The following is a 12,620-nucleotide window of genomic DNA, read 5'->3' as shown; positions in this document are numbered from 1 at the left end:
GTGCGCACTGTGAGGACGGCCTCACGACGCTGTGCGTGAACATACCGGGGACGGCCCCATCTTTGATAACGATGGAGACTCACCATGTCCTGGATCATCCTGTTCTTCGCCGGCCTGTTCGAAGTCGGCTGGGCTGTCGGCCTCAAATACACCGACGGCTTCACCCGCCCCCTGCCCACCGTCCTGACGGTCGGCGCCATGGTCATCAGCCTCGGCCTGCTGGGCCTGGCCATGAAGGAGCTGCCGCTGGGCACCGCCTATGCTATCTGGACCGGCGTTGGCGCGGTCGGCACGGTGATCGCCGGGATCATCCTGTTCGGCGAATCCATGGCGCTGATCCGCCTGGCCAGTGTCGCCCTGATCATCACCGGCCTGGTCGGCCTGAAGGTCAGCGCCAGCTGACCTTCCTCCGTTACCCCTAGCGAACGTCGCCGCGCAGCAGGCTCACCTGCTCGCGCAGCGCCTCGGGCTGCGCCGCCTCCACCGGGATGGCGGCGCCGGCCACCAGGGTCACCCGCGACCACAGGCGCTTGAAGAAGCCTTTGTTCGGGTCACGGCTGAAGAAGCTGCCCCACAACCCCTGCAACGCCAACGGTATCACCGGCACCGGCGTCTCCTGCAGGATGCGGTTCACCCCGCCCTTGAACACATCGATCTCACCATCCGCGCTCAGCTTGCCCTCAGGGAAGATGCACACCAGCTCGCCATCGGCCAGGTACCGGGCGATGCGGGCGAAGGCGCGCTCGTAGGTGGCCTCGTCCTCGCCGCGCCCGGCAATGGGGATGGCGCCCGCGGTGCGGAACACGAAGTTGAGCACCGGCAGGTTGTAGATCTTGTAGTACATGACAAACCGGATCGGCCGGCGGATGGCGCCGCCGATCAGCAGCGCATCGACGAACGACACATGGTTGCATACCAGCAACGCCGCGCCTTCGTCGGGAATGCGCTGCAACTCACGGTGCTCGACCCGGTACATCGAGTGGCTGAGCAGCCAGATCAGGAAGCGCATGGTGAATTCCGGCACGATGCGGAAGATGTAGGCATTGACCGCGATGTTGAGCAGCGACACCACCAGGAACAGCTGCGGGATGCTCAGCTTGGCCAGGCTCAACAGGACGATGGTGATGATCGCCGACACCACCATGAACAGCGCGTTGAGGATGTTGTTGGCGGCGATCACCCGGGCCCGCTCGCCCTCCGCGGTGCGCGCCTGGATCAGCGCGTACAGCGGCACGATGTAGAAGCCGCCGAAAATACCCAGGCCGACGATCGACAGCATGATCCACCAGGCCTGGCTCATGCCCAGCAAGGCCAGCCAGTCATGGGGCACGGCACCGACCGGGACATCCCCCGAATGCCACCACCAGAGCAGGCCGAACAGGGTCAGGCCGAACGAGCCGAACGGCACCAGGCCGATCTCCACCTTGCGCCCGCTGAGGCGCTCGCACAGCAGCGAACCGACGGCGATGCCTACCGAGAACAGGGTCAGCACCAGGGTGACCACGGTCTCGTCGCCGTGCAGCCAGTCCTTGGCGTAGGCCGGGATCTGCGTGAGGTAGATCGCGCCGACGAACCAGAACCACGAGTTGCCGACGATCGAGCGCGATACCGCCGGGGTCTGGCCCAGGCCCAGGCGCAGGGTCAGCCAGGACTGCTTGAAGATGTTCCAGTCAAGTTTCATCTGTGGCGCGGCGGCGGCGGCGCGGGGGATCCAGCGGCTGGCCAGGTAGCCCAGCACCGCGGTGCCCACCACCCCGGCGGCGGCCAGTACCGCGTACTGGCTGGAGGACATCAGCATACCGGCGCCGATGGTGCCGGCCAGGATCGCCAGGAAGGTACCCATCTCCACCAGGCCGTTGCCGCCCACCAGTTCCTCCTCACGCAGGGCCTGGGGCAGGATCGAGTACTTCACCGGGCCGAACAGCGCCGAGTGAGTGCCCATGGCGAACAGCGCCACCAGCATCAGTTCCAGATGATGGGTGACGAAACCGGTCGCGCCGATGGCCATGATGACGATCTCGGCCAGCTTGATCGCACGGATCAGGCGGTCCTTGGCGAACTTCTCGCCGAACTGCCCGGCCAGTGCCGAGAACAGGAAGAACGGCAGGATGAACAGCAAGGCACACAGGTTGACCCAGATCGAGCGGTCGCCTTCCAGGCTCAGCTTGTAGAGGATCGCCAGGATCAGCGACTGCTTGAACAGGTTGTCGTTGAAGGCACCCAGCGACTGGGTGATGAAGAACGGCAGGAAGCGCCGCTTGCCGAGCAGGGTGAATTGCGAGGGGTGACTCATCGTCCTTGTACCTGGTTGGGCTTTGTCATTGGAGGCACGCTCAGCGCCCGAAGCCACAAATCTGCACGGGAATGCACGATAAAGGCAAGCCCGTTGCCTAGCCCGGTCGCTGTAGCAGCCAGCTCGCCAGCAATGCGACCAGTGCAATGGAACGGCAACCGCGAAACTGGCAGACTGCCGCCCCTCACCAACACGGAAGATGCGGCCCTCGGGTCGTGATGCACAGGGACGAAGGCCAGCCATTGATTCAACCAAACACCCACAACACGCGGCTCAAGCGCACCCTGCGGGCGGCCAGCCACACCGCACGCACCGCCACAACCAAGCAGGAACTGCTGGCCGCCGTGGACGCCATGGCCGCCTTTTACGGCAACATGCAGTTCGACAACCGGCTACCCTGGCTAATCGCCCTGCTCTGTGGGCCACTGGGTATTGCCAGCATCACCGGCTACCTGCAAGCGTACGAGCCTATGCTGGTGCCGCTGGCCAAGGTGCTGGGTCAGAGCTTGCCGCAGCTCGTTTCCAACCTCACGCTCGGCCTGCTCGGTGCTGCGGTTTTCAGCCTGATTGTCCTTTACCAGCGCAAGAAGCTCATTCCCAACCTTGCCCACGACCTGGCCGAGCGCTCCAGCCTGATCACCGCCGGTCTGCAGGAAATCCCAGTGACCGATGGCCAATTACTCAAAGGCCTGCAAGCCGAGTTTCGCGACTACGTGCGCGGCAATCACAAACGCTTCCTGCGCCGCGCCGTGCAGGGCCACTATCAGGGCCGGCTGCATAGCTTCAACTACCGCTGGTACCACCTGCATTACGTGGACAAACAGAGCCACCAGGAGACCGAGTCCGATGGCAAGGGCGGCACGAACTCAAAAACCGTGACCTCCTATCAGGAATACGATCGCTACAGCCTGGTGATCGACTTCCCCTGGGTGCAGGGCATAGCCCTGGGCGGTGGTAGTGGCGGCCGCTCATCCATGGTCGACCTGGAACACCGTTTCAAGACCGCATCGAACGACTTCGACCGTGCCTTCAGCCTCACCGGCAGCACGGTCATGGCGTGCGCCCGCTTCGCAAAGCCGGTGACGGTACTGCACCTGATCGATATGCATCGCCAGCTTGAGACGCCCAACCTGGAGTTCTCGCAGAACGGGCATCTGTGCCTGAGCTGCAACAACAACCCGCTCGGCTTCAAGCTGACTTGCGAGCTGACCCGCACGAGCGATTTCCGCTTGCTGATCGAGCACGGCGTGCACCTGCCGCAGCTCACCGCATTGCTCGACGCCGTGCACACACTGGCCGAGCAGCACGACGACAATTTCAATCTACCTACCCCGGTACAGATCCAGACGGAGCACTGACATGGACCTTTTCGCCCTTATCCTGCTGGCCGTATTGATCGGCGTACCGCTGATCGTCATCAGCCTGTACAACGGCATCGTCGGTAACCATAACCGCGTCAAACGCGCCTGGGCCGATGTGCTGACTTATGAGCGGCAGAAGACCAAGGTCCTCGATGCGCTGCAGGAGCAGGCTGGTTCCCAGGGTCGCTGGTCAACAGCGTGATGAACAAGCATTCGGCCGTCACCCCGTTCACCGATGACCAAGCCACCAGCGCCTTCGACTACACCCCTAACCTGTGAAGCCGCTCAGCGCTGGGCAATGCACGGCGACACGAACAGCTCGCCGCGCCAGGCCCCGCGCAAGGTTCGGCTGGCCACCAGCGCCCAGAGTATGGCCAGGGCCACCACCAGCACCTGGCCGAATACGCTGAAGAAACTCAACTGCAGCCAGGCCGCCAACTTCAGCGTGGCCAGGCAGTACACCCCAAGCGGGAAGGTGAACCCCCACCAGCCCAGGTTGAACGGCATGCCCTGGCGCATGTAGCGCAGGGTGATCAGCACCGCCGTCAGCAACCACCACAACCCGGCGCCCCACAGTACGATCCCGGCCACCAGCCCCAGCCCACGCGCCACCTCGCCCAGACCGCCCAGGCCATTGGCGGCGAACACCGCTGGCGCATCGCCACCGAGCACCAGCATGCCCAGCGCGCCGGTGCCGATCGGACCGAGCGCCAGCCAGCTGGAGGCGGCCATGTTGGCCGGCGGCAGTTTGTGCAGGGCCATGCGCAACATGAGGATGGTGAGGATGCTGAACGCCACCGGCAGCGAAACCGCCCACATCACATAGCTGGTGATCACCACCAGGAACTGCCGGTGCGCATCCACCAGGTGCGGCGCCAGCAGCCCGCCACTGGCGGCGGCGACCTCCGCAGCCACCACTGGCAGCAGCCACACCGCAGTCATCTGGTCGATGCTGTGCTCCTGGCGGGTGAACATCAGGTAGGGAATCGCCACGCCGCATAGCAGCGCCAGGCCCACGTCCAGCCACCAAAGCATCTCAACCCACGGCACCACGCCCTCGCCCCAGCGCGCCAAGCCGAATACCAGGGCACCGTTGAGGATGGTGGCCAGGCCCATGGGGATTGTGCCGAAGAACATCGACACGGTGGAGTGCGCGAAAATCCGCCGCGCCTCATCGAAGAACATTACCCAGCGGGCGCCGTACAGGACACAGAACAGGGTAAACAGGCCGATGGTCAGCCACCACAGGCCCTCGGCCACGCTGTCCAACCCCGGCACCTGGACCTGATGGAAGGCCAGGGCCAGCACGCCGGTACCCATGGTCGCGGCGAACCAGTTGGGGGTGAACTGGCGGATCACTTCGCGGGGGTGGGCCAACTGGCTGAACGGGCGCCAGGAAGGCGCGCGGGTCTGGGTGCATGGCATAAGGTGTCTCCTGCCCTTGTGTAAGGTAGAGATATCTTATGCCTGCAAAGAATATCTATATAACGGGTAATTTCTCTATCTGTTATCGATTTTAAAGATATAGCAGCCAGACCGGCTCCTGGCATATGCTTGACCGCTGACAATGACAAGGATCAGTCGATGCTCCGCGCCCTGAAAGGCTACCCCGCTGCGGTTCGCCTGCTGTTGTTCACCACCTTCACCTTGACCACGGCCCGGGCCATCACCCTGCCCTATCTGGTGGTGTACCTGTCAACGCACTTGGGCCTGTCGGTTGGCCAGACCGGCCTGTTGGTCGGCGGCGCGATGCTCCTGGCATCCATGCTCAGCCTCTATGGCGGACACCTGGTCGACACCCTGCGCAGCCATACGCTGATCGTCACCTGCACCCTGGTGTTCGCCCTGGCCTTCCTCGGCATCGTGGCCAGCACTTCGGCGACGCTGTTCTTCTGCTTCCTGGTGATGGCCTACCTGGCCCAGACCGTGGTCGACATTGCCGCCAAGGCCGGGTTCTGCGCCCTGCTGCCAGAGAACAGACGCGGCGAAGTGTTCGCCATCAAGTACACCTTCAACAACATCGCCTGGGCCGCGGGGCCGATGCTGGGTGTACTGCTGATCGAGGCGGACGACCACCTGCCGTTCGTGGTTTCCGCCCTGATCGGCCTCGGCCTGAGCCTGGTCTATTACCGCCTTGGCGAGCGCAGCCTGCTGAGCCTGCGCGAGGACAGGCCGGCAGCGGGGTTCGCCCAGGTCGCCCTGGGCATGCTGCGCGACCGGCGCCTGGTGTGCTTCACCCTGGGCGGCGTGCTCAGTGCCGTGGTGTTCGGCCAGTTCACCGCCTACCTTTCGCAGTACCTGGTGGTGACCCTGAACGATCCCGCCGAGGTGGCGCGTCTGGCCGGCTACCTGGTCACCACCAATGCCCTGTCAGTGATCGGCCTGCAATACCTGATCGGCCGACGCATCACCCGGCAGCACCTGATGCCCTGGCTGATGGCTGGCATGGCCATGTTCGCTGCCGGGCTGCTGGGGTTCTCCGTGGCAGCTTCGGCACCGGCGTGGTGCCTGGCCATGCTGGTGTTCACCCTGGGCGAGATCATCGTGATTCCGGCCGAGTTCATGTTCATCGACCTGATCGCGCCGGAGCATCTGCGCGGGGTTTATTATGGCGCGCAGAACCTCTCCAACCTCGGCGCTGGGCTCGGGCCTATCCTGGTAGGCCTGGCGCTGGGGCATGTGGTGCCGGTGACAGTGTTCTACCTGTTGATCGGGTCGGTGATACTGGCGGCGGTGTTCTACTGGTTGGGCACACGCAGGGCCCGCCAGGCTTAGTTGGCAATACTGGCCCATCGCGGGGCCTGCGACGTCCTGCCACTGCGACCATCGTCGGCGCTGACGAACCGCGCCCTGCGTGCCAGACTGATTGATCGGGACCGCGTTGTCTTTTTTGCTCCGGAGTTTGCATGTCGTTGTCCAGCGGGCTGATCGCCGTGGTCGCCCTGGCCTATATGGCCATCATGTTCGCCATCGCCTTCTACGGCGACCGCCGCAGCACGCCGTTGCCGCCGCGCCTGCGCGCCTGGGTGTACAGCCTGTCGCTGGCGGTGTACTGCACCAGCTGGACCTTCTTCGGCGCGGTCGGCCAGGCCGCCGAGCAGCTCTGGGCGTTCCTGCCCATCTACCTGGGCCCGGTGCTGCTGCTCATCTTCGCGCCCTGGGTGCTGCAGAAGATGGTGCTGATCAGCAAGCAGCAGAACATCACCTCCATCGCCGACTTCATCGCTGCCCGCTACGGCAAGTCGCAGAGCCTCGCGGTGGTCGTGGCGCTGATCTGCCTGGTCGGCGTGCTGCCGTACATCGCCCTGCAGCTCAAGGGCATCGTGCTGGGGGTGAACCTGCTGATCGGCGCCAACGCCGACGCCACCGGCAGCCGCGTGCAGGACACCGCGCTGGTGGTGTCGCTGGTGCTGGCGCTGTTCGCCATCGTCTTCGGCACCCGCAGCCTGGACGTCACCGAGCACCACCGCGGCATGGTCCTGGCAATCGCTTTCGAATCGTTGGTCAAGCTGCTGGCCTTCCTTGCCGTGGGCGCCTTCGTGGTGTTCAACCTGTACGACGGCTTCGACGACCTGTTCACCCAGGCCCGACAATCCGTGCACCTGAACGACTACTGGGAAGAGACCATCAACTGGCCGTCGATGGTGGTGCAGACCGCCGTGGCGATGATGGCGATCATCTGCCTGCCCCGGCAGTTCCACGTCACCGTGGTGGAGAACATCGAGCCCCAGGACATGCGCCTGGCGCGCTGGGTGTTCCCGCTGTACCTGGCCCTGGCCGCGCTGTTCGTGGTGCCCATCGCCCTGGCCGGGCAGATGCTGCTGCCGGGCACGGTGATCTCCGACTCCTTCGTGATCAGCCTGCCGCTGGCCGAGGCGCACCCGAGCCTGGCCCTGCTGGCGTTCATCGGCGGCGCCTCGGCGGCCACCGGCATGGTCATCGTCGAGGCCGTGGCGCTGTCGACCATGGTCTCCAACGACATGCTGCTGCCCTGGCTGCTGCGCCGCAACAACGCCGAGCGACCGTTCGAGGTGTTCCGCCACTGGATGCTCTCGGTGCGCCGGGTGACCATCGTGGTGATCCTGCTGCTGGCTTATGTCAGCTACCGCCTGCTCGGCTCCACCGCGAGCCTTGCGACCATCGGCCAGATCGCCTTCGCCGCGGTCACCCAGCTGACCCCGGCCATGCTCGGCGCGCTGTACTGGAAACAGGCCAACCGCCGCGGCGTGTTCGCGGGCCTTGCCGCCGGCATCTTCCTGTGGTTCTACACCCTGGTCCTGCCTATCGCCGCCCACAGCCTGGGCTGGTCGCTGCAACTGTTCCCGGGCCTGGCCTGGCTGCACGGCAACCCGCTCAACCTGCCGATCACCCCGCTGACCCAGGGCGTGGTGCTGTCGCTGGCGGGCAACTTCACCCTGTTTGCCTGGGTCTCGATCCTGTCGCGCACGCGAGTTTCCGAGCACTGGCAGGCCGGGCGCTTCATCGGCCAGCAGACCAGCGCCCGTCCCTCCAGCAAGCCGTTGCTGGCGGTGCAGATCGACGACCTGCTCAAGCTCGCCGCGCGTTTCGTCGGCGAAGAGCGCGCCCGGCAAAGCTTCATCCGCTTCGCCTACCGCCAGGGCAAGGGCTTCAACCCCAACCAGAACGCCGACGGCGACTGGATCGAGCACACCGAGCGGCTGCTGGCCGGCGTGCTCGGCACCTCTTCGACCCGCGCCGTGGTCAAGGCCGCCATCGAAGGCCGCGACATGCAGCTCGAAGACGTGGTGCGCATCGCCGACGAAGCCAGCGAGGTGCTGCAGTTCAACCGTGCGCTGCTGCAGGGGGCCATCGAGAACATCAACCAGGGCATCAGCGTGGTCGACCAGAACCTGCACCTGGTGGCCTGGAACCGCCGCTACCTCGAACTGTTCAACTACCCCGACGGGCTGATCAGCGTCGGCCGGCCGATCGCCGACATCATCCGCTACAACGCCGAACGCGGCCTGTGCGGCCCGGGCGAGGCCCAGGTGCATGTGGCGCGGCGCCTGCACTGGATGCGCCAGGGCCGCGCCCATTCCTCCGAACGGCTGTTCCCCAATGGCCGGGTGATCGAACTGATCGGCAACCCGATGCCCGGCGGCGGCTTCGTCATGAGTTTCACCGACATCACCCCATTCCGCGAAGCCGAGCAGGCCCTGCGCGACTCCAACGAGGGGCTGGAGCAGCGGGTCGCCGAGCGTACCCACGAGCTGTCGCAGCTGAACCAGGCGTTGACCGAGGCCAAGAGCCGCGCCGAGGCGGTCAGCCAGTCCAAGACCCGCTTCCTTGCCGCCGTCAGTCACGACCTGATGCAACCGCTCAATGCCGCCCGGCTGTTCTCCGCCGCCCTGTCGCAACAAGCCGAGGGCATGAACGACGAAGCCCGGCAACTGGTGCGGCACATGGACAGTTCGCTGCGCTCGGCCGAAGAGCTGATCAGCGACCTGCTCGACATCTCGCGCCTGGAGAACGGCAAGGTCACCCCCGACATCAAGCCCTTTGCCCTCAACGAGCTGTTCGATACCCTCGGTACCGAGTTCAAGGTACTGGCCGCCGAAAAAGGCCTGGAGTTCCGCCTGCGCGGCAGCCGCCTGCGCGTCGACAGCGACATGAAGCTGCTGCGCCGGGTGCTGCAGAACTTCCTCACCAACGCCCTGCGCTACGGCAAAGGCCCGATCCTGCTCGGCGCCCGACGCAAGGGTGAAAGCCTGTGGCTGGAAGTATGGGACCGCGGCCCCGGCATCGCCGACGACAAGCTGGCGGTGATCTTCCAGGAGTTCAAGCGCCTGGACAGCCACCAGACCCGCGCCGAGAAAGGCCTGGGGCTGGGCCTGGCGATCGCCGATGGTTTGTGCCGGGTGCTCGGGCACGCGCTGGAGGTACGGTCCTGGCCGGGCAAGGGCAGCGTGTTCCGCGTCAGCGTGCCCATCGCCCGCAGCCCCGCGCCCGCAGCGCCCGCCCCCGTGGAACAGGCCGGCCAGCCGCTGGCCGGGCTGCAGGTGCTGTGCGTGGACAACGAAGACAGCATCCTCATCGGCATGAACAGCCTGCTCAGCCGCTGGGGCTGCCAGGTGTGGACCGCGCGCAACCAGGCCGAATGCGAGGCCCTGCTCGGCAAGGGCTTGCGCCCGCACCTGGCGTTGGTGGACTACCACCTGGATGACGGCGAGACCGGCACCGGGCTGATGGGTTGGCTACGGGCGCGTCTGGGCGAGCCGGTGCCCGGCGTGGTGATCAGCGCCGACGGGCGCAACGAGACCATCGCCTTGGTCCATGCCGCGGGCCTGGACTACCTGGCCAAGCCGGTCAAGCCGGCAGCCCTGCGCGCCCTGCTCAATCGGCATCTGAGCCTGGTTCAGTAAGGACCTCGTCGCTCAGGGCGCGCTCGACCAGCTCGGCCGGCAGGCTCTTGCTGGCCCGTGCGCCGAGCAGCTTGAGCTGCTCGCTGCGGCTGACCAGGTTGCCGCGCCCCTCGCACAGCTTGTTGCGTGCCGCGGCGTAGGCCTTGTCGACCTGGGCCAGGCGGGTGCCGAGCTCGTCCAGGTCCTGGATGAACAGCACGAACTTGTCGTACAGCCAGCCGGCGCGCTCGGCGATCTCGCGGGCGTTCTGCCCCTGGCGTTCCTGTTTCCACAGGCTGTCGATCACCCGCAGGGTGGCCAGCAAGGTGGTCGGGCTGACGATCACGATCTGCCGGTCGAAGGCCTCCTGGAACAGGTTGGGCTCGGCCTGCAGCGCCGCCGAGAAGGCCGCCTCGATGGGCACGAACAACAGCACGAAATCGAGGCTGTGCAGGCCCTCCAGGCGGTTGTAGTCCTTGCTCGACAACCCCTTGACGTGATTGCGCAGCGACTGCACATGCTGCTTCAGCGCAGCCTCGTCGTTGTTGCCGACAAACTGCTGGTAGGCGGTGAGGCTGACCTTGGCATCGACCACCACCTGCTTGTCGCCCGGCAGCATGATCAGCACGTCGGGCTGGAACCGCTCGCCGTCGGCGCTCTTGAGGCTGACCTGGGTCTGGTACTCGCGGCCCTTCTCCAGCCCCGCGTGCTCCAGCACCCGCTCCAGGATCAGTTCGCCCCAGTTGCCCTGGGTCTTCTGGCCCTTGAGTGCCTGGGTAAGGTTGGTGGCTTCGTCGGACAGGCGCAGATTGAGCTGCTGCAGGCGCTCGAGCTCCTTGCCCAGGGAGAACCGCTCACGGGCTTCCTGCTGGTAGCTTTCCTCGACACGCTTTTCGAACGCCTGGATGCGCTCCTTGAGCGGGTCGAGCAATTGGCCCAGGTGCTGCTGGCTGGTCTGGGCGAAGCGTTGTTCGCGCTCATCGAAGATCCTGGTGGCCAGGTCGGCGAACTGGGCGCGCAGGGTGTCGCGGGCTTCCTGCAAGTCTTCCAGGCGTTGCTGGTGGCTTTCCTGCTGCTCGCGCAACTCGGCCTCCAGCCGTGCGGCCTGCGCCTCCAGGCGGCGCAGCTCCGCCTCACGGTTGGCGCGCTCGAGGTGCCAGGCGTGGGCGGCGTCGCGGCTGTTGTCGCGGTCGATCTGCAGCAACTCCAGCTCACGCCCCTGGGCGGCGAGCTGGGTCTGCTTGACGGTGTTGGCCTCGCTGAGGTCGCTGATCTCGTCACGGCTAGCCTCCAGCTGCGCCTGCAGGCTGGCCTGGGCCAACTGCGCGGCGGCAAGGCGCTCTGCAAGCAACGCTTGCTCGGCCTTGCGCGCACCCTGGCCGCGCTGTACCTGCATGACCCAGCCCAGGCAAGGCACGGCACCTGCCACCAAGCCCAGCAGAATGCTGGTCAGATCCACTGTCATGCCTACCCCGATCGAACACTGATTGATGCTGCGCAGCTTATCAGGCTGCTGACGCGGTTGCCTGTGCAGCCCTGTCGCGGGCAAGCCCGCGCCTGTTCAGGCGGGGAACCACTGACGCAACAGCCGCCGCGCCTCCTGCGAACCCTGCCCCGCTGCCAGCTCCAACCAGTAACGTGCCTGTTCAGGCTCCTGGGCCTGGCACAATCGGCCAAACTCCAGCTGGGCCCGACGGTCGCCGGCACGCGCCGCCTGACGCAACAGTTCATGACCGATACGCCGGTCGCGGGCATTGCCGCAATCCCGGCAGAGCATCTGCCCCAGGCGGCTTTGCGCCACCACCACGCCCTGGCGCGCCGGTTGCTTGAGCATGCGCCCGGCCAGGTGCTTGACGCTGGGTTTGTCGCCCAGGCGCGGGCTGTCGAGCAGCCACAGGGCCACTTTCAGGGAAAAGCGCTTGGGGGACGGCAGCGATGGAGAGGCATCAGGACTGGCGAAGTGTTTACCGCGAAGCTTCATGACCAACAGCAAGGGTGACTCGAGAGGCGCGCCACTCTACTCGATTTTTTGCAAACTGGCCCGGGCGACTTTCGGCTGATCGACATTTTTTTCGATGTTTTTTTCTTGACGTTTTCGCGGTGAAAATGCCCATGCCAGACCGCGCCACCAATTGTCGGACAATCGATGAAACAGCTGGCACGCCCGTCCTAGAGCAAGCGCCCGGGACAATCCACAGAACCTGTGGATAACTCGGTGGACAACCCTTGGAGGCAGCCCGCAAACCCCTGTGAAATGGGGCTTTCAGTCAAACTGTCGATTTTTTCACCAGCAAAAATTAGTGTTTTTTTTCATTGACTTAAGCCCCCAGTCAAGTCATTGGCGAGCCTTCCACAGGATGTTGCAAGTGCGTTACAAGTCTCCGGGCGAGTGTGTACAAGTGCACCAACAAACGGCACGACCGCGCCCGAAAACAGCACATCCAGGCGATTGCCGGGGCATTTGCCCCTCTTCACAGCAGGTGCAATAGGCGACATAATGGTCGGCTTCCCGCAAGAAAATAAAAGCTTGCCAACACTTGTATGTTCGCGTAGGGTTGCGCCCTGTTAGTACCCAGCTGAAGTCATTCTGGCCACTTAGTCCCT

Annotated in this window: 9 protein-coding genes; 5 read left to right on the top strand and 4 right to left on the bottom strand. The window is 65.0% G+C overall.

The genetic code is table 11. The features are described from left to right. Positions 1-84 precede the first annotated feature (84 nt). Positions 85-402, top strand: coding sequence for a quaternary ammonium compound efflux SMR transporter SugE (sugE, locus tag AAHK21_RS20590; RefSeq protein WP_023631604.1), 318 nt, complete (start codon positions 85-87; stop codon positions 400-402). Positions 403-418: 16 nt separating this feature from the next. On the opposite strand, the gene AAHK21_RS20585 is transcribed toward sugE, so the two are convergent. After that, positions 419-2,293: an MFS transporter gene (locus AAHK21_RS20585; RefSeq protein ID WP_367858194.1), complete on the bottom strand. Its 1,875-nt coding sequence runs from the start codon at positions 2,291-2,293 to the stop codon at positions 419-421. Between the two features lie 242 nt (positions 2,294-2,535). Here AAHK21_RS20585 and AAHK21_RS20580 point away from each other — a divergent pair, with 242 nt between their 5' ends. Next, entirely contained in the window at positions 2,536-3,651 is a 1,116-nt protein-coding gene (locus AAHK21_RS20580) for a hypothetical protein (protein ID WP_367858193.1), read from the top strand. Position 3,652: 1 nt separating this feature from the next. After that, positions 3,653-3,856, top strand: coding sequence for a hypothetical protein (locus tag AAHK21_RS20575; protein ID WP_367858192.1), 204 nt, complete (start codon positions 3,653-3,655; stop codon positions 3,854-3,856). Positions 3,857-3,939: 83 nt separating this feature from the next. Here the strand turns inward: AAHK21_RS20575 and AAHK21_RS20570 are convergent, their stop codons facing one another. Continuing rightward, positions 3,940-5,079, bottom strand: coding sequence for a TDT family transporter (locus AAHK21_RS20570; RefSeq protein WP_367858191.1), 1,140 nt, complete (start codon positions 5,077-5,079; stop codon positions 3,940-3,942). A 159-nt stretch (positions 5,080-5,238) separates the two neighbouring features. Between AAHK21_RS20570 and AAHK21_RS20565 the strand changes: the two genes are divergently transcribed. Next, positions 5,239-6,429 carry an MFS transporter gene (locus AAHK21_RS20565; protein WP_367858190.1) on the top strand — a complete coding sequence of 397 codons (1,191 nt, stop codon included), beginning with the start codon at positions 5,239-5,241 and terminating at the stop codon, positions 6,427-6,429. 131 nt (positions 6,430-6,560) lie between these two features. Further along, complete coding sequence (locus AAHK21_RS20560; protein ID WP_367858189.1) at positions 6,561-10,037, top strand: NahK/ErcS family hybrid sensor histidine kinase/response regulator; 3,477 nt, start codon at positions 6,561-6,563, stop codon at positions 10,035-10,037. Here the strand turns inward: AAHK21_RS20560 and rmuC are convergent. Beyond that, the gene (gene rmuC / locus AAHK21_RS20555; RefSeq protein ID WP_367859011.1) at positions 10,009-11,367 is read right to left on the bottom strand and encodes a DNA recombination protein RmuC; all 1,359 of its coding nucleotides are present in this window, start codon (positions 11,365-11,367) and stop codon (positions 10,009-10,011) included. The two genes, AAHK21_RS20560 and rmuC, sit on opposite strands and share 29 nt — an antisense overlap. Before the next feature lie 210 nt (positions 11,368-11,577). Then, positions 11,578-11,997, bottom strand: coding sequence for a tetratricopeptide repeat protein (locus AAHK21_RS20550; RefSeq protein WP_367858188.1), 420 nt, complete (start codon positions 11,995-11,997; stop codon positions 11,578-11,580). Positions 11,998-12,620: the final 623 nt, after the last annotated feature.

It is taken from the genome of Pseudomonas sp. TE50-2 (genome assembly GCF_040813665.1).
Classification (GTDB): Bacteria; Pseudomonadota; Gammaproteobacteria; order Pseudomonadales; family Pseudomonadaceae; genus Aquipseudomonas; species Aquipseudomonas soli.
This window is presented reverse-complemented; position numbering and strand designations above follow the sequence as displayed.

Coding starts and splice junctions, on each gene's coding strand:
- sugE (WP_023631604.1), top strand. CDS start 85: ATGTCCTGGATCATCCTGTTCTTCGCCGGCCTGTTCGAAGTCGGCTGG.
- AAHK21_RS20585 (WP_367858194.1), bottom strand. CDS start 2,293: ATGAGTCACCCCTCGCAATTCACCCTGCTCGGCAAGCGGCGCTTCCTG.
- AAHK21_RS20575 (WP_367858192.1), top strand. CDS start 3,653: ATGGACCTTTTCGCCCTTATCCTGCTGGCCGTATTGATCGGCGTACCG.
- AAHK21_RS20570 (WP_367858191.1), bottom strand. CDS start 5,079: ATGCCATGCACCCAGACCCGCGCGCCTTCCTGGCGCCCGTTCAGCCAG.
- AAHK21_RS20565 (WP_367858190.1), top strand. CDS start 5,239: ATGCTCCGCGCCCTGAAAGGCTACCCCGCTGCGGTTCGCCTGCTGTTG.
- AAHK21_RS20560 (WP_367858189.1), top strand. CDS start 6,561: ATGTCGTTGTCCAGCGGGCTGATCGCCGTGGTCGCCCTGGCCTATATG.
- AAHK21_RS20550 (WP_367858188.1), bottom strand. CDS start 11,997: ATGAAGCTTCGCGGTAAACACTTCGCCAGTCCTGATGCCTCTCCATCG.